The 16,839-nt window shown below is 73.3% G+C and carries 11 protein-coding genes; 3 read left to right on the forward strand and 8 right to left on the reverse strand.

Translation table 11 applies throughout. From position 1 onward, the window contains the following. The 3 genes from rimO to D4B81_RS14620 all read right to left on the reverse strand — a co-directional run bounded on the left by rimO (position 1) and on the right by D4B81_RS14620 (position 6,035). Positions 1 to 1,524, reverse strand: coding sequence for a 30S ribosomal protein S12 methylthiotransferase RimO (gene rimO / locus D4B81_RS14610; protein WP_122263411.1), 1,524 nt, complete (start codon positions 1,522 to 1,524; stop codon positions 1 to 3). A gap of 10 nt (positions 1,525 to 1,534) precedes the next feature. Next, entirely contained in the window at positions 1,535 to 3,088 is a 1,554-nt protein-coding gene (locus D4B81_RS14615) for a flotillin family protein (RefSeq protein ID WP_122263413.1), read from the reverse strand. Positions 3,089 to 3,356: 268 nt separating this feature from the next. Then, on the reverse strand, positions 3,357 to 6,035 hold the full coding sequence (locus D4B81_RS14620) for an FtsK/SpoIIIE family DNA translocase (protein WP_202613714.1): 2,679 nt from the start codon (positions 6,033 to 6,035) through the stop codon (positions 3,357 to 3,359). Between the two features lie 346 nt (positions 6,036 to 6,381). On the opposite strand from D4B81_RS14620, the gene D4B81_RS14625 reads away from it, so the two are divergent. Next, positions 6,382 to 6,801: a 2TM domain-containing protein gene (locus D4B81_RS14625; protein WP_122263417.1), complete on the forward strand. Its 420-nt coding sequence runs from the start codon at positions 6,382 to 6,384 to the stop codon at positions 6,799 to 6,801. 3 nt (positions 6,802 to 6,804) lie between these two features. Here D4B81_RS14625 and D4B81_RS14630 read toward each other — a convergent pair whose 3' ends face one another. From D4B81_RS14630 to D4B81_RS14640, 3 genes are all read right to left on the reverse strand, one after another. Continuing rightward, a complete protein-coding gene (locus tag D4B81_RS14630) occupies positions 6,805 to 8,490 on the reverse strand; it encodes a ribonuclease J (protein WP_122263419.1) in 1,686 nt (561 codons plus the stop codon). A 120-nt stretch (positions 8,491 to 8,610) separates the two neighbouring features. Then, complete coding sequence (locus D4B81_RS14635) at positions 8,611 to 9,630, reverse strand: dihydrofolate reductase (RefSeq protein WP_122263421.1); 1,020 nt, start codon at positions 9,628 to 9,630, stop codon at positions 8,611 to 8,613. Further along, positions 9,627 to 10,448: a thymidylate synthase gene (locus tag D4B81_RS14640; RefSeq protein ID WP_097187999.1), complete on the reverse strand. Its 822-nt coding sequence runs from the start codon at positions 10,446 to 10,448 to the stop codon at positions 9,627 to 9,629. The genes D4B81_RS14635 and D4B81_RS14640 overlap by 4 nt, the downstream gene beginning before the upstream one ends. 55 nt (positions 10,449 to 10,503) lie before the next feature. Here D4B81_RS14640 and D4B81_RS14645 point away from each other — a divergent pair, with 55 nt between their 5' ends. Both D4B81_RS14645 and D4B81_RS14650 read left to right on the forward strand, forming a co-directional pair. Next, positions 10,504 to 12,444 (forward strand): alpha/beta hydrolase family protein, encoded by a 1,941-nt coding sequence (locus D4B81_RS14645; protein WP_122263490.1) that lies wholly within the window; start codon positions 10,504 to 10,506, stop codon positions 12,442 to 12,444. A gap of 31 nt (positions 12,445 to 12,475) precedes the next feature. Further along, complete coding sequence (locus D4B81_RS14650; protein ID WP_237566022.1) at positions 12,476 to 13,747, forward strand: threonine/serine exporter family protein; 1,272 nt, start codon at positions 12,476 to 12,478, stop codon at positions 13,745 to 13,747. Here D4B81_RS14650 and D4B81_RS14655 read toward each other — a convergent pair. After that, positions 13,744 to 15,165 (reverse strand): VWA domain-containing protein, encoded by a 1,422-nt coding sequence (locus D4B81_RS14655; RefSeq protein WP_161965187.1) that lies wholly within the window; start codon positions 15,163 to 15,165, stop codon positions 13,744 to 13,746. The two genes, D4B81_RS14650 and D4B81_RS14655, sit on opposite strands and share 4 nt — an antisense overlap. 74 nt (positions 15,166 to 15,239) lie before the next feature. Next, on the reverse strand, positions 15,240 to 16,817 hold the full coding sequence (locus D4B81_RS14660) for an acyl-CoA carboxylase subunit beta (protein WP_419866248.1): 1,578 nt from the start codon (positions 16,815 to 16,817) through the stop codon (positions 15,240 to 15,242). Positions 16,818 to 16,839: the final 22 nt, after the last annotated feature.

Raw genomic sequence — 16,839 nt, forward strand, 5'->3', positions numbered from 1 at the left:
TCAGCCCTCCTCGGGGTGGGCCGGACCACCGGCCGCGCGTCGGGTGCCCGCACCGGGCAGGGGGACGGCGACGAGGTCGACGCCCTCGGTGGCGACCACCTCGGCGGCGACGATGTCGCCCGGGGCGAGCTGCGGCATACCCCCGTCGTCGGTGACCAGGTAGGTGACCCCGTCCACGTCAGGCCCCTGCTGCCCGGCGCGGCCGACGAGGCGGGGCTGCGCATCGTCGAGGTCGACACCCTCGACGAGCACGTCCACGACGCTGCCGATCCGCTCCTCGGCCCGCTGCGCGGTGAGCTCCTCGACGAGCGCCCCCACCCGCGCGACCCGCTCGGCGACGGTCGCGGCGTCGAGCTTGCCCCCGAAGCCCTCCGCCTCGGTCCCGTCCTCGTCGGAGTAGCCGAACACCCCCACGACGTCCAGCCTCGCCTCCTCGAGGAAGGCGGTCAGCTCGGCGAGGTCGTCCTCGGTCTCACCGGGGAAGCCGACGATGACGTTCGTGCGCACACCCGCCTCGGGCAGCCGCTCCCGCACCTGGTCCAGCAGCGCGAGGAAGGAGGCACGGTCGCCGAACCGGCGCATCCGGCGCAGCAGGGGCCCGCTCGCGTGCTGGAAGGAGATGTCGAAGTAGGGCGCCACACCGGGGGTCCGGGCCATCGCGTCGAGCAGGTCGGGACGGATCTCCGCGGGCTGCAGGTAGGAGACCCGTACGCGCTCGACCCCGGGTGTGCCGGCCAGCTCGGGCAGCAGGGCGTCGATCAGCCGCAGGTCGCCGAGGTCCTTGCCGTAGGAGGTGGTGTTCTCGCTGACCAGGAAGACCTCCTTGACGCCCCGCTCCCCCAGCCAGGCGGCCTCGGCGAGGATCTCCTCGGGCCGCCGGGAGACGAAGCTGCCCCGGAACATCGGGATCGCGCAGAACGCGCAGCGACGGTCGCACCCCGAGGCGATCTTCAGGGGGGCCCAGGGCCGGCCGTCCAGCCGGGCGCGCACCACGCGGGGGCCGCTGGCCGGTGCGACCTGCCCGAGGGGGACCTCGGGCTCGGGGGTGGGTTGCTGGTGACCCGGCAGCGCCACCCCCTGCCCGGCGGTATGCCGTGCGGCCGGGGCGAGCGGGAGGAGCGTGCGTCGGTCGCGGGGGACGTGGGAGGCGGGGCGCTCACCGGCGAGGATGCGCTGGAGGTGCCCTGACATGTCGGCGTAGGAGTCGAACCCGAGCACGGCGTCCGCCTCGGGAAGCTCGGCGGCGAGCTGCTCGCCGTAGCGCTCGGCCATGCACCCGACGGCGACCACCTTGCGGGTGCGCCCGGTGCGCTTGAGGTCGTTGGCCTCCAGGAGCGCGTCGATCGAGTCCTTCTTGGCCTGCTCGACGAAGCCGCAGGTGTTGACGACGGCGACGTCGGCCTCGGACGCGTCCTCGACCAGGGTCCACCCCTCCGCGGCCAGCCGTCCCGCGAGCTCCTCGGAGTCGACCTCGTTGCGGGTGCACCCGAGGGTGACCACGGCGACGGAGCGGGAGGAGGACATGCCCAGCAGTCTAGGTCGCCGCAGGACCGTCCTCGTCCCGGTCGGGAGCACCCTCCCCTCCGGACCCGTCGGGCCGTGACCGGTCGCCGCGGACGAGCTCGAGCAGGTCGATGCCGGTCTGCGCCTTCAGGAGCGTCCCGAGCTCCTGGACCCCGACGGCGACCTGGGAGGTGAGCCTGGAGGCACCGTCCTTGTCGATGACGGTGATGTCGTCGATGCTGCTCAGCGCGTCCGCGTAGGGCTGCGCCATCCTCGGCAGCGCGTCGAGGACCATCTGCAGGCGGGCGGACTCGGGGAAGGCCTGGTAGGCGTCGGACTCTGCCTTGATCGCCGCGCCCCGCGCCTCACCCTTGGCCCGCTCGGCCACGGCCTCGGCCTCGCCGCGGGCCTGGACCCCGTCCGCCTCCGCCCGGGCGAGCGCGAGCGCACCCTCTGCCCGACGCTGCTGCTCGACGAGGGCGGCCTCGGCCCGCGCACGGAGTGCCTGCGCCTCCGCCTCCGCCTGAGCGGTCGTGCGCTGCGCCTCGGCCTCCGCCTTGCGGATGGCCGACGTCTTGGCCGCCTCCGCCTCCTGCTCCGCGGCGTACTTGCGGGCGTCGGCCTCCTGCGCCGCCTCGTACTTGCGCGCCTCGGCGGGCTTGCGGACCTCGGTCTGCAGCTCCTGCTCGCGCAGTGCCGCCCGACGCAGCGCCACCTGCTCCCGCTCGATGAGGACGGCCTGCTGAGCCTCTGCCTCGGCACGCTCCTTCGCCGCCTCCGCCTCGGCCTGCGCCGTGGCCGTCTCCTGGGCGATGTGGGCGTTGCGCAGCGCCAGAGCCTTGTTGGACTCCGCGATCTGGACCGCAGCCTCGTTGGAACGCTGGGTGCTCTCCTGGCTGGCCTGCGCCTCCGCGATCTCCGCGTCCCGTGCCACCGCGGCCGCCCGGGGACGCCCGAGGTTGCGGATGTAGTTGCCGGAGTCCTCGACCGTCTGGATCTCGAAGTTCTCCAGCACCAGACCCCGCTCGGCGAGCATCGGGACGGCGATGTCCTTGACCTCCTTGGAGAAGTCCTGACGCTCGTACAGGATCGACTCCACGGTGAGCGTGCCCGCGATCGTGCGCAGCACGCCGACCAGGACCTCGCTGGTCTGCTGCTCGATGACCGCCTCCTGGCTCCGCCCGGCGAAGCGCTGGGCCGCGGCCCGCACCATCCGCTCGGTCCCGCCGACCTTGACGACGGCGATGCTGCGCAGCGTGACCCCCACACCACTCTTGGTCGTCGCGTCCTCGGCCGTCACCGGGAAGCTCTGGGACGCCAGCGAGAGCCGGGCGACCTGCTCGAAGATGGGCTTGACGAAGGTGCCGCCGCCGATGACGACACGTTGCCCCGACAGGTCGGTGCTCTCCTCACCCGTCTCCGGGTTGATCACCGGTGTGCCGCTCTTGCGACCAGTGATGATGAGCGCCTCGTCGGGCGTCGCGATCTTGAACCGGACCTTGGCGTAGGCGACGGCGACGACGATCAGGACCAGCAGGGCGACGGCGACAGCAGCGGCGATGAGCAGGGGACGCGCGAGATCCATGGGACTCCTCGTTCAGGCCTTCGGACGGGACAGCCGCCTCGAGCGGCCTGGCGCCGACCGCCGCGGGCCTCCCCCCACCGGTCGGACCGGATCACCCTATCGGGTTGTCAGGGGACTGAACCGGGCGCGGTCCCCGACGCGTGTCAGCGCACCGTCGCGGCGACTCGTGGCCCCCATGGGGGCCACCATCCGCCGCAGACGCCCACGTCAGGGCGGGCTGAGGAGCGGCGCGGAGCCCGTGGGTGTCTGCGCGCCCCGAGCGAAGGCCTCAGTAGCGCTCGTCACCGCGGTCCGTGAGCCCCCAGGCGTCCTCGGACTCCTCGTCGTCCTCCTCGGCGACGAGGCTGTCGCCGACCGGGTCACCGTCGTAGCGGGTGTTACGCACCGGGGGCACGGTCTCGGCATACTCGCCGTCCTCGCCCACCACCTCCGCCGCCAGCGCGTCGAAGGGCGCGGAGTCGGTGACCACCTCGGGACGGGCCGCCGGCTCGTGACCCTGGAGCAGCGCGAGCGTCTCCTCGAGCTCGTCCGGCTTGACGAGGACGTCGCGCGCCTTCGACCCCTCGGAGGGCCCGACGATCCCGCGCGACTCCATGAGGTCCATGAGCCGCCCGGCCTTGGCGAAGCCCACCCGCAGCTTGCGCTGCAGCATCGAGGTCGAGCCGAACTGGGTGGTGATGACCTGCTCGGCCGCCTGCAGCAGCAGGTCGAGGTCGTCGCCGATGTCCTCGTCGATCGTCTTCTTCGCCGGGACGGCGGTGACCTCGGCGACGTAGGTCGGCCGCAGCTGCCCGGTGACGTGCTTGACCACGTCGTGGATCTCCGACTCGGCGACCCAGGCGCCCTGGACGCGCATCGGCTTGGAGGCGCCCATCGGCAGGAACAGGGCGTCGCCCTGGCCGATGAGCTTCTCGGCGCCGGGCATGTCGAGGACGACCCGGCTGTCCGCGAGGGAGGAGGTCGCGAAGGCCATCCGGGAGGGCACGTTGGCCTTGATCAGGCCGGTGACCACGTCGACCGAGGGTCGCTGGGTCGCCAGGACGAGGTGGATGCCGGCGGCCCGGGCCAGCTGGGTGATGCGCACGATCGACTCCTCGACGTCGCGCGGGGCCACCATCATCAGGTCGGCCAGCTCGTCGACGACGACGAGCAGGTAGGGGTAGGGCTGCATGACGCGCTCGGACCCGGGCGGCGCGGTGACCGTGCCGGCCCGGACGGCCTTGTTGAAGTCGTCGACGTGCTTGTAGCCGAACGCCGAGAGGTCGTCGTAGCGCTGGTCCATCTCCTTGACCACCCAGGCCAGCGCCTCGGCGGCCTTCTTGGGGTTGGTGATGATCGGGGTGATGAGGTGCGGGATGCCCTCGTAGGCCGTCAGCTCCACCCGCTTGGGGTCGACGAGGATCATCCGGACCTCGTCGGGCGTGGACCGCATGAGGATCGAGGTGATCATCGAGTTCACGAAGCTCGACTTGCCCGAGCCGGTCGCGCCGGCGACGAGCAGGTGCGGCATCTTGGCGAGGTTGGCGATGACGTAGCCGCCCTCGACGTCCTTGCCGACACCCATGACCATCGGGTGGGCGTTGTTGCGTGCTGCCTGGCTGCGCAGCACGTCGCCGAGGTTGACGTTCTCGCGGTCGGTGTTCGGGATCTCCACGCCGACGGCGGACCGGCCGGGGATCGGCGAGAGGATCCGCACGTCCGCCGACGCGACGGCATACGCGATGTTCTTGGACAGGGCCGTGATCCGCTCGACCTTCACGCCCGGGCCGAGCTCGACCTCGTAGCGGGTCACCGTCGGACCGCGCATGAAGCCGGTGACCTGGGCGTCGATGTTGAAGTCGTCCAGGACGCTGGTGAGGGCGTCGACGACGCGGTCGTTGGCCTCCGAGCGCTCCTTGTGGGGGCTGCCCGGCCGCAGGAGGACCGAGTCCGGGAGCGTGTAGGTGACGTCGCCGGCGAGCTGCAGCTGCTCGACGCGCTGCGGCAGCTGGGTCGTGGGCGGGGCCTCGAGCTGGGCCTTGGCCTGCTCGGCCGCGCCCTTCGCCCGGTCGGCGGCGCTGGGGGGCGCAGGGCGCTTCTGCCCGGGCCGCAGGGCCGGGATCTCCTCGGTCGCGTCCCCCCGGGGCGCCTCCCCCTGGCGGGTATGCCGTGCGCCGCCCCCCTTCGTGGGGGCCGGGGCGGGGGTGGCGCCCCCCTCGCCGGTCGCGTCCGCGGCCGCGTCCACGTCATACGCGTCCTCGGCGGGTCGGCGCCGGGGGCCGGAGGCGCGCAGCGAGCGCCCGCCCCTGCCCCGGTCCACGACCGCGGCCTGCTCGAAGGCGACGTCGCCGTCGCGCTCCCCCTGGAGGTCGCCGCCGCGCCGCGGCCGACGCCGACGGGGCAGGACCTCACCGGTGACCGGGTCGACCTCGTCGAAGCGGGCCGAGTCGAAGAGCTGCTGCTCGAGCTCCCGGAGGCGGTCGGGGATGCGGTGGACCGGCGTCCGGGTCAGGACGAGGAAGCCGAACACGCCGAGGACGCCGAGGACGGCGTAGGCACCGATGTCGGTGATCGCGGCCGCCAGCATCGAGGAGAGGATGAAACCGAGGATGCCGCCGCTGCCCTCGAGGACGTGGGCGCCCTCGGCGTAGTCCGGGGCCCCGGTGGCGAGGTGGGTGATGCCCGCGGCGGAGAGGAGCAGGGCGACGGTGCCGATCGACATGCGGTTGGTGGCCTGCCCCTCCGTCGGGCGGCGGAACATGCGGATCGCGAAGAAGAGGAGGACGAGGGGCAGGACGAGCGCCACGCGCCCCACGGTGCCGGCGACGACGCTGTGCACCGCGTCGCCGAACAGCCCGTCGAGGTTCCACCACTCGCGCAGCGCCACGACGACGGCGAGCACGAGGAGCAGGAAGCCCGCGCCGTCACGGCGGTGCTCCGGCTCGAGGTCGTGGGCGGCGTCGCTCATCGCCCGGACCGTGCCACCGGCCGCCCCCGCGATCCCGCGGTAGGCCTTGCCGGGGATCGAGCCGGTGCGGGGTGGCTCGGCCCTGGTCGCGCCGCGTCCGCCGGCAGCGCGCGTGCCGCCCGCGGGCGCCGCGCGTCCTGAGGGACGACTCGCGCCCGAGCTTGCGCGCGACCCGCCGTTGCGGGGCCGGCTCGAGGACGTCACAGACTTGGCCACCGTCGCACGGTACCAACCACCACGTGCGTCACACGCCTCACACGCCGCGCGGACCGGGGCCGACCCGCACCTGTGGCCCGGCGCGGCGCCCGGGGGCTAGCGTTGGGAACACCCGACCGGAGGACGCACCATGACCGACCAGCCGCGCGACCCGGCCCTCCCCGAGGAGGACCCGTCCCGCGCCGCCCCGCCGCTGCTGCCCCCCTACCAGCCGCCCCGCGCGTCGACGGGCCGGTCCGACCCGGCCGCGGACCCGGCGCTGCGGGCCCGGGCGCTGAAGAAGCTGGAGGCGGAGAAGGGTTTCCGGATCCACCTGACCGTCTACCTCGCGGTCATCGGCCTGCTCACGGCGATCTGGCTGGCGACCGGTCTCGGGAACGGGCTGGGTTACTACTGGCCGATCTGGCCGGCCCTGGGCTGGGGTCTGGGCCTGGTGCTGCACCGCGCCTCGCTGGGCTGGGACAAGGAGCCCACCGAGGAGGAGGTCGACGCCGAGGCCCGCCGGCTCGCGCAACGGGGGACGCCGCGTCGCGACGCCATCGAGGACTGATCCTCAGGCGTCGATGACGATCGGGATGATCATCGGGCGGCGGCGCAGCGTGCTGCCGACGAAGGAGCCCACCGTGCGGCGGATCACCTGCTGCAGCTGGTGGGTGTCCTGGACGCCGTTGCGCTGCGCCTCCGCGAGCGCGGTGACCAGACGGGGTCGCACCTGCTCGAAGACGTCCCCACCCTCGGCGAAGCCCCTGGTCTGGATCTCCGGGCCGGCGGCGACCGCCCCGGAGGAGGCGTCGCGGACCACGATGACCGTCACGAACCCCTCGTCGCGCAGGATCCGCCGGTCCTTCAGCAGCGTCTCGTCCGCGGCGCCCACGAGCGAGCCGTCCACGTAGACGTAGCCCACGTCCACCGCCCCCGCGATCCGCGCCCTGCCGTCGATCAGGTCGACGACCACCCCGTCGTCGACCAGGACCACGTTCTCGGGTGGCACCCCGGTCGCGACCGCCAGGTCGGCGTTGGCGACCATGTGGCGCCACTCGCCGTGCACCGGCAGGACGTTGCGTGGCCGCACGAGGTTGTAGCAGTAGAGGAGCTCACCGGCGCTGGCGTGCCCGGAGACGTGCACGAGCGCGTTCTCCCGGTGCACGACCCTGGCGCCGAGCCGGGTGAGGCCGTTGATGACGCGGTGGACGGCGTTCTCGTTGCCGGGGATGAGCGAGCTCGCCAGCAGCACGGTGTCTCCCGGGCCGACGTCGATCTTGTGGTCGCCGTTGGCCATCCGGGACAGCGCGGCCATCGGCTCGCCCTGGGACCCGGTGCTGATGAGGACCTGCTGCTCGTCGGGCAGCTGGGTGAGCCGGCCGAGGTCGACCAGCACCCCGTCCGGGACGCGCAGGTAGCCCAGGTCCTTGGCGATGCCCATGTTCCGGATCATCGAGCGGCCGACCATCGCGACCTTGCGGCCCGCCTCCTCGGCGGCGTCGAGCACCTGCTGCACCCGGTGCACGTGCGAGGCGAAGCACGCGACGATGATGCGCCGCTGCGCCTGGTGGAAGACCCGCTCGATCGCCGGGGTGATCTCGCGCTCCGGCGTGGTGAAGCCGGGCACGTGGGCGTTGGTGGAGTCCGTCATGAACAGGTCGACGCCCTCCTCCCCCATCCGCGCGAACGCCCGGAGGTCGGTGATGCGCCCGTCCAGCGGCAGCTGGTCCATCTTGAAGTCACCGGTGTGCAGGACCGTCCCGCCCGAGGTCCGCACGAAGACCGCCAGCGCGTCCGGGATCGAGTGGTTGACCGCGACGAACTCGCAGTCGAAGGGACCCAGCACCTCGCGGTCACCCTCGCGCACCACCAGGGTGAGGGGGGTGATCCGGTGCTCCTTGAGCTTGGCCGCCACCAGCGCGAGGGTGAGCCGGCTGCCGACGAGGGGTATGTCGTCCCTGAGGCGGAGCAGGTACGGCACCGCGCCGATGTGGTCCTCGTGACCGTGCGTCAGCACGACCGCGACCACGTCGTCGAGACGGTCCTCGATGGGTCCGAAGTCGGGCAGGATGAGGTCGACGCCGGGGTGGTTCTCCTCCGGGAAGAGGACGCCGCAGTCGATGACCAGCAGCTTGCCCCGGTGCTCCACGACCGCCATGTTGCGCCCGACCTCGCCCAGGCCGCCGAGCGGGATCACCCGGACGCCCCCCTCCTGGAGGGGACCGGGGGCGGTCAGCTCGGGGTGCGGATGACTCATGGCGGCAGGATATCGCCGCCCTCCCCCGCCCCCGGGAAGGAGAACAGTCGCGCTGCTACCCGCTCGGGGGGTCCAGGCAGCAGCGCGACCACTGACTACATCGACCGGGCGGACGAAACGTTACGCACCAGTAGAGTGATCTGCGTCACTCCGCATGGGCCACCCTGCCGCGCCGGCGGCGGACCGCTCCCACGTCACCCAGCCGAGGACGTCGCCGGACCCGGGCACCCGCGCGACCTCGCGCCATACCCGGGGGTCGATCTCGGGGAACCGGGTCCCTCCCGGCGGCGCCAGGCCGACCTCGGTGACCAGCAGGCGCGACGCGTGGTCGATCGTCTGCGCGTAGACCTCCCCGCCGCCGACGACGAACACCTCCCCGTCACCGGCGAGCGCCAGCGCCTCCTCCAGCGAGTGCGCGACCTCCGCACCGGGCGCGGTCCACGACCGCTGCCGGGTGATGACGATCGTGCGCCGGCCCGGGAGCGCCCGACCGATCGAGTCCCAGGTGCCACGCCCCATGAGCAGGGTCCCTCCCGTCGTCGTCCGCCGGAAGAAGCGCAGGTCCTCGGACAGGTGCCAGGGCATCCGCGCACCGTCCCCGATGACGCCGTTGGTCCCGACGGCGGCGACGAGGGTCAGCCTCTGGTCGAAGCCGAGCGTGAGGAGCGTCGGGCCGGCGTCGCCGGCCGCCCCCCCGGGGACCTCGCGGCGCACGAGGACGTCGAGGGCCGCGCGCTCGTGGGGCACGACGTCGTCCGGCAGGGCGGCCAGCGGCCACCAGCGCAGCTCGGCCACCTTGCCCGGCTCCAGGGGGCTCGGCTCCCCCGACCACCGCCGCGTCGCGACGAACAGGTCGACCCGCTCCTCGGAGGGGCGGTGCACCGCGACCGTGCGGTGCACCGTCGCCACGTGCGCCAGGTCGGCGGGGTCCACCCCCACCCCGAGCTCCTCGGCGGCCTCCCGCGCCGCCGCCGCCAGCGCGCTCTCGCCGAGCTCGACGTGCCCGGCCGCACCGTGGGCCCAGCGCCCGTCCATGTAACCGGTGCCGCTCCGCAGCTGCAGCAGCACCTCCACCCCGTCGGGGCCCTCCCGCAGCAGGGCCACGTAGGCGGCGGGCACCACCTGGAACCGGGACGTCATACCGCGATCGGTGCCTTGATGGTCGGGGCCGCGACGTAGTCGCGCACCTGCACGTCCTCCAGCTCGAACGCGTCGATCTCGCGCACCAGGGGGTTGAGCCAGAGCGTCGGCAGCGGTCCCGGCTCGCGGGCGAGCTGCTGCTCGGCCTGGTCGAGGTGGTTGAGGTAGAGGTGCGCGTCGCCCAGCGTGTGCACGAAGTCCCGGGGGCGCAGGTCGGTCACCTGGGCGACCATGTGCGTCAGCAGCGCGTAGCTGGCGATGTTGAACGGCACCCCGAGGAAGGTGTCCGCGCTGCGCTGGTAGAGCTGGCAGGAGAGCCACCCGCGCCGGTCCTCGTCGTCGGCGGAGGCCGGGGCGACGTAGAACTGGAACATCGTGTGGCAGGGCGGCAGCGCCATCTGCCCGACCTCCGCGACGTTCCAGGCCGAGACGAGGTGGCGGCGCGAGTCCGGGTTGGTCCGCAGCCCCTGAACCACCCTGGCGATCTGGTCGACGGAGCCCCCGTCGGGGGTGGGCCAGGACCGCCACTGGTGCCCGTAGACCGGGCCGAGGTCGCCGTTCTCGTCCGCCCACTCGTCCCAGATCGAGATCCCGCGCTCCTGGAGCCAGCGCACGTTGGTGTCGCCGCGCAGGAACCACAGCAGCTCGCCGATCACCGACCTCAGGTGCAGGCGCTTGGTCGTCAGCGCCGGGAAACCCTGTGTCAGGTCGAACCGCATCTGGTGCCCGAAGACCGACAGGGTGCCGGTGCCGGTGCGGTCCTCCTTCTCGACGCCCTCGGTGCGGATCCGCTGCAGGAGGTCAAGGTATTGCCGCATGGGGGAAGCCTAGGTGACCCACCCGGACGGACCCGGCTCGGTTACGCTCGCCCGCGTGCAGCCCAGCGACCTGACCAAGATCCGCACCCTCTCCTCCCCCACCGTCTCGGCGGACGGGCGCGCCGTCGTCTACGTGGTCAGCCGGCCCGACGTGGACGAGAACCGCTACCGGAGCAGCCTCTGGCGGCTGCGGGTGGACGCCGAGGGGTCCCCGGAGGGCGACGCCGTGCGCCTGACCCGCTGCACCCGCGACTCCTCGCCGGTCCACTCCCCCGACGGCACCCTCGTCGCCTTCCTCCGGGCCGGCGAGGACGGTCCGCCACAGCTCCACGTGCTGCCCGCCGGGGGCGGAGACGCCCGCCGGCTCACCGAGCACAAGCTCGGGGTGAGCGAGCCCGTCTGGTCCCCGGACGGCCGGCGCATCGCGTATGCCGCGCGCGTCCCGGAGGAGGGCCGGTACGGGACCGACGACAAGGTCAAGCCGGTCCAGGAGGCCCCCCGCCTCATCGAGCACAGCCGCTACCTCTCCGACGGCCTCGGCTACCTCCTGGACCGGCCGAGCAAGATCTTCGTCGTCGACCTCGACGCGCTGCCCGCCGACGACGAGCCCGACGCCGACGCCCTCCCGGAGCCGACGCAGCTGACGACCGGGGACGGCGACGACTCCGGCCCCGTCTGGCTGGCGCCGGACCGGGTCGGGTTCGTGGCGGCTCGCGACGGCCGGGGCGCCTGGCGGCCCGACACCCTCGTGTCCGACCTGTGCTCGGTCGACCTGCGCGGAAAAGGGTTCCGGCGTCACACCGACGGCACGGCCTCGGTGGGCGGGGCCCTCGTGAGCGCCGACGGCACCGTCGTCTACTCCGCCGGGGACCTCGGCGCGAGCGGCCAGGACTTCGTGGCGCGCAACTCGGTGCTGCGGGACCTCGGCCGGCCGGAGGCGCCGCTGACGGACGCCGAGACCGACCACCTGGCGTGCGCGCCGGCGCTCGGCGCGGAGGGCACGCTCGTGGTGGCGCTGGAGCACCGCGGCGACACGCTCGTGCGCGACGTCGGCACCGGGCACGTCCTGCTGGACGGCCACGTCAGCGTGTCCGCCGTCGCGGTCGGGGGCGGGGTGGTGGCCGCGGTCGCGGGGACGCGCACGTCATACTCCGAGCTGTTCCTGGGACGTGTCGGCGGGCGCCTCGCACCGGTGACCGACCTGGCGCTGCACCTCACCGGCACGGCCGTGCCGCTCGAGCCCGAGGAGCTGTCGACCGAGGCCCCGGACGGCTACCCGGTCCACGGCTGGCTCGTCCGACCCACCTCCGAGGCGCCCCGCGCCGCGGGTCACCCGGTCGTGCTGATGATCCACGGCGGGCCGTACACGCAGTACTCGGGCAACCTCTTCGACGAGGCGCAGGTGCTTGCGGGAGCGGGGTACGCCGTGGTGCTCGGCAACCCGCGCGGCGGGTCCGGCTACGGCGCGGCGCACGGGCGGGCGGTCAAGGAGGCGATCGGCACCGTGGACGTGGCGGACCTCACGGCGCTGCTCGACCACGCGCTCACCCTGCCCGGTCTGGACGACTCACGGGTCGGGGTGATGGGCGGGTCCTACGGCGGGCTCATGACCACCTGGCTGGTCGGGCACAGCGACCGGTTCACCGCCGCGATCAGCGAACGCGCGGTCAACGCCTGGGACTCCTTCGCGGGGACCTCGGACATCGGGTGGTTCTTCGGGGACGAGTACGTCGGCGCCCACGCGCACGAGCAGTCGCCGCTGACGTGGGCCGACTCCATCCGCACCCCCACCCTCGTCATCCACTCCGAGCGGGACTTCCGGTGCCCCCTCGAGCAGGGGCAGCGCCTCTACGCACGGCTGCGGCGCAACGGGGTATCCACCAAGCTGCTCGTCTTCCCGGGCGAGGGTCACGAGCTCTCGCGCTCGGGTCAGCCCCGGCACCGCGTCCAGCGCTTCGAGCACATCCTGGCGTGGTGGGACGAGCACCTGCGGTGAGCGGGATCCCCCGGGCCGCGGAAGGGTGCTCGTGCCGACCGAGGTGACGCCGGAGCGATCGCGCCAGCTGCTGGCCTGGCTGGGGGCTGGGCTCCTCGCGGGCGGCATGCCCACCCAGGAGGTCGAGGAGGACGTCCGGCAGGCGGCCGGCGCGCTCGGTCACCCCCGGGCGCAGGTTGCCTGCCTGCCCCGTGGACTTCACGTCGCTCTCGCCCCCGGTGAGCCGTCCACCTTCGAGCAGGTCGACGGGACCGTGCGGCTGGACCAGCTGGCGGACGTGTCGACCGTCCTGGCCGGCCTGCGGGCCGGCCGGATGCCGGTCGAGGACGCCCTGGCCCGTCTGGGTGCGCTGCGCGCCACGCCGCACCGGTATGCCGTCCCCGGCCTGGCGGCGGGGGGCGTGCTGTCAGGGGCCGGCATCGCCCTGGTCCTGGCGCCAGCATGGCCCTCGGTACTCTTCGCGGCGCTGGTCGCGCCCGTGACGGTGCTGCTCATGGTGCTCTCCGGCCGCTACCGCACGGTCGCAACCCTCACCCCGCTGCTCGCGGGTTTCATCGCCTCCGTGACCGCCTTCTCGGCGGCGTCCGCCGGCCTGGTCCCGGCCCCGTTGTGGACCCTCGTCGCCCCGATCGCGGTGCTGCTCCCGGGCGCGACCCTCGTCACCGGCCTGGTCGAGCTGGCGGCCGGGTCGATGGTGGCCGGCACCTCACGTCTGGGTCACGGCTCCGTTCAGCTGCTGCTCTTCGCCCTCGGCGTGGGAGCGGCGGCGGCCCTGCTGGACGTGCCCCCGTCCCTGCTCGACCCCTCGCGCCCGGTCGAGCTCGGCTGGTGGGCGCCGCTGCTCGGTGTCGCGGTCGTCACGGTCGCGATCTCGCTCATGGAGGGGCTGCGGCTGGCGCTGATGCCCTGGGTGATGCTCACCGCCCTGGCGACCTACCTGGCCCAGCTGCTGGGGCAGACGGTCGCGGACGCCCGGTGGGCCGGAGCTTTCGTCGGTGCCATGGTGGCGATCCTCGTGGCGACGCTCGTGGAGCTGGCCCGGCCTGCCCTGCCGAGATCCGTGGTCTTCCTCCCGAGCTTCTGGCTGCTCGTGCCGGGGTCCTTCGGTCTCATCTCGGTCACCCAGCTCGAGGTAGGACCGGAGGCGGCCCTCAGCTCCCTCGGTGCGGTGACGCTGCTCCTGGCCGCGATCGCGCTCGGCGTCGTGGTCGGTGCGAGCCTGACCTTCCCCCTGCGGGCCGCCGCGCGACGAAGGGGCCTGCTGCACATGCTCCGCCTGGTCCGCCGCGGCCGCCGACGTTAGTCCTCGCCGCGGTAGTACTCGCTCCAGCTGCGGTCGGCCTGCTCGTAGACCTCTGCCCGGTCGGCGTCCGCCCGGTCGTCGGAGGCGACCCAGTTCTCCGAGGCGGTGTCGTTGCCGTAGTTCCAGATCGGCGAGCTGCGGTCGGCGAACCACTGCCAGATCGCCGAGGAGGTGTCGCTGTCGACGAGACCCTGGCGCTCCAGCTCCCGGGCAAGGTCCTTGCCCGCCTGGGACTCCACGTTGCTCGTCGTCTTGATCCGCTCACCGACGTCGTCGGCCTCGATCTTGTTGGCCTCGCCGGCCGTCGTGATGCGGCTGGCCTCCTCCTGGCGCCAGCGGGCCCAGGCCTGATCCATCCGGCGACGCTCCTGCTCCCAGTACGCGTCGAGCTCGGCGCCGGACCCCGCGGCGGTGAACTCGCCGCCCCCGGCGTCGGCGATCGCCGCGAGCGCCGCCTGGTCGGCGTCCCCGGTCTGGAAGCCGAGGACGTTGACCACCGGCCGTATGTCGGTCCCCGCCAGCGCCGTGGCCGCGGTCACGGGGTCGCCCCCGCAGGTCTCCAGGCCGTCGGTGACGACGTAGACGATGCTGTCGGTGGCCCCGGCGGGGATGTCGCCCTCCGCGTCGTCGATCGCCCTGGCGAGCGGGGTCCAGCCGACGGGGGCGACCTCGTCCATGGCGTCGGACAACCCGCCATGGTCCGAGCTGGTCCCCTCGAAGACGACCTCGCTCGCCGTGCACGAGTCCGCCTTACCGGCCTCGTCGTTGCTGCCCTCGTGCCCGTAGACCCGCAGCGACACGGTGCTGCTGTCCGGCAGCTGGCCGACGAACGCCTCGATCGCTGCCTTCGCCTCGTCCATCCGCGTGCCGGCGGACCCTGCGGCCGCCATGGAGCCGCTGGCGTCCAGGACGAGCGCGTAGTGGTTGGTTCCGACGGCCTCCGTGGGCGGAGGCCCCGCCGTGGGCGCGGCCGAGCCGTCACCGGTGCTGGTGTCGAAGAAGACGGTGTCGCGCACGTCCTGCACGTAGTCCCCGTGGACCTGGGCGAGCACCGCACCGATCCACTCCTGCTCGGTCTGCGGGGCGAGCGCCGCGGCGGCTGCGGCGGCCTGCTCCCGCTCGGTGTCGCTCAGGAGCGCCTCGGCCGGGGTGTCGGCCTGCTTGGCGAAGGGGCCCGGCTCGAAGAGCATCGTGCGCTCGAGCGCGGTCAGCTCCCGGGGCGGGTCCGTGAGCTCCACGGGCGTCAGCCAGCGGGTGAGCGGGTCACCCGCGGCCCGCCCCACCGGGGGGGACCCGGTCGTCGTGACCGCCGCGTCGGCCGGAGGCGTCGACGACGCCACCGCCTCGTCGGTGGTGGGCTCCTGCCCGCCTCCCGCGCACCCGGTGAGCACCAGCGCGCACGCCAGCACGGACGTCATACCTCGAACCATCTGCGGATCCCCTCCACGTCGTCGCGACAGCGAACAACCCTAACGGAGCGCGCGCCGCGGCCTCAGACGGGTGGGATGGAGCGGTGCCGGGTCGAGAAGTGGCGGTCGCGGCGGGCGGCGTAGCGCAGCCGGCGCACGACCTCCTCGCGCAGGTCCTCGGGCTCGACGATCGCGTCGATGACGAGGTCGGCCGCGAGGCGCTCGAGGTCCACGTCCTCGACATACTCCGCCCGACGCGCCTCGACGAACGCCTCGCGCTCGGCGGGGTCGCTGATCTCGGCGATCTTGTTGGCGTAGACCGCGTTGACCGCGGCCTCGGGGCCCATCACCGCGATCCGCGCGGTGGGCAGCGCGATCGTCGCCTCCGGCCCGAACCCCGGCCCGCCCATCGCGTAGAGCCCGGCGCCGTAGGCCTTGCGCACCACGACGCACAGCTGGGGCACCGTCGCCTCCGACACCGCGGACACCATCTTGGCGCCGTGCCGGATGATGCCGCCGCGCTCGACCTCGGAGCCGATCATGAAGCCGGGCACGTCGGCGAGGTAGAGCAGCGGGATGCCGTAGGCATCGCACAGCCAGATGAACCGCGACGCCTTGTCGGCGGAGTCGGTGAACAGCACCCCGCCCTTGACCGCCGAGTTGTTGGCCACGATGCCGACGCTCTGCCCCTCCACCCGGCCCAGACCCACGACGAGCTCGGCGGCGAAGAGCGGCTTGACCTCGAAAAAGCTGTCCGCGTCGACGAGCCCCTCGATGACCTCGTGGACGTCGAAGGGCACCGACTCGGCCTCCGGCACGGTGTCGCGGGTCAGCGGCACGGCCGGCGCCTCCGCCTCGTAGTGGGGCACCGGGTCGTGCCAGGTCTCGGGCAGGTAGGAGAAGAAGTGGCGGGCGAGGTCGATCGCCTCGGCGTCGTCCCCGGCCAGCAGGTCACCCACGCCCGAGACGGTGCAGTGCATCCGCGCGCCGCCCATCTCCTCGAGGCTGACCTTCTCGCCCACGACCATCTCGGCCATCCGGGGGCTGCCGAGGTACATCGAGGCGTTGCCCTCGACCATGATCACGAGGTCGGTGAAGCTGGGGATGTAGGCTCCGCCGGCAGCGCTCGGCCCGAACAGGCAGCAGATCTGCGGCACCCTGCCGGACAGCGCGACCTGGTTGTGGAAGATCCGTCCGGCGCCCCGGCGTCCGGGGAAGAGGTCGACCTGGTCGGTGATCCGGGCGCCGGCGGAGTCGACGAACCAGAACAGCGGCAGCTCCTCGCGCAGCGCCGCCTCGGTGGCCCGGATCATCTTCTCGACGGTCCGCGCGCCCCATGACCCGGCCTTGACCGTCGGGTCGTTGGCCACCACGATCGCGGGTCGGCCCTCGACCTCGCCCCGCCCCGTCACGACGCCGTCGGCGGGCAGCCCCTCGGCCGTGGCGTTGGCGTAGCGCCCGTCCTCGACGAACGTCCCCTCGTCGAAGAGCAGGGCGATGCGGTCCCGGACGTACAGCTTGCCCTGGGCGTCGAGCTTCGCGCGCGCCTTCGCGGGCGGCTCCGCCGAGGCCCGGTATGCCGTCTCCAGCCTGGTCCGCAGCTCCCCGACGCGGGGGTCGGGGTGGGCGTTGGCGCCTGCGGGAGGTGGGGTCGACGGCATACCGCTCATCCTGTCAGCCCCC

Origin of the sequence: Ornithinimicrobium cerasi (genome assembly GCF_003702705.1) — a bacterium.
In the GTDB taxonomy this organism is placed as follows: Bacteria; Actinomycetota; Actinomycetes; order Actinomycetales; family Dermatophilaceae; genus Ornithinicoccus; species Ornithinicoccus cerasi.

Bases quoted from the DNA above. Each gene is read 5' to 3' on its own strand.
- D4B81_RS14655 (WP_161965187.1), bottom strand. From the start codon at position 15,165: ATGACGTCCGTGCTGGCGTGCGCGCTGGTGCTCACCGGGTGCGCGGGA.
- D4B81_RS14635 (WP_122263421.1), bottom strand. From the start codon at position 9,630: ATGACGTCCCGGTTCCAGGTGGTGCCCGCCGCCTACGTGGCCCTGCTG.
- D4B81_RS14625 (WP_122263417.1), top strand. From the start codon at position 6,382: ATGACCGACCAGCCGCGCGACCCGGCCCTCCCCGAGGAGGACCCGTCC.
- D4B81_RS14620 (WP_202613714.1), bottom strand. From the start codon at position 6,035: ATGAGCGACGCCGCCCACGACCTCGAGCCGGAGCACCGCCGTGACGGC.
- D4B81_RS14660 (WP_419866248.1), bottom strand. From the start codon at position 16,817: ATGCCGTCGACCCCACCTCCCGCAGGCGCCAACGCCCACCCCGACCCC.
- D4B81_RS14640 (WP_097187999.1), bottom strand. From the start codon at position 10,448: ATGCGGCAATACCTTGACCTCCTGCAGCGGATCCGCACCGAGGGCGTC.
- D4B81_RS14615 (WP_122263413.1), bottom strand. From the start codon at position 3,088: ATGGATCTCGCGCGTCCCCTGCTCATCGCCGCTGCTGTCGCCGTCGCC.
- D4B81_RS14630 (WP_122263419.1), bottom strand. From the start codon at position 8,490: ATGAGTCATCCGCACCCCGAGCTGACCGCCCCCGGTCCCCTCCAGGAG.
- rimO (WP_122263411.1), bottom strand. From the start codon at position 1,524: ATGTCCTCCTCCCGCTCCGTCGCCGTGGTCACCCTCGGGTGCACCCGC.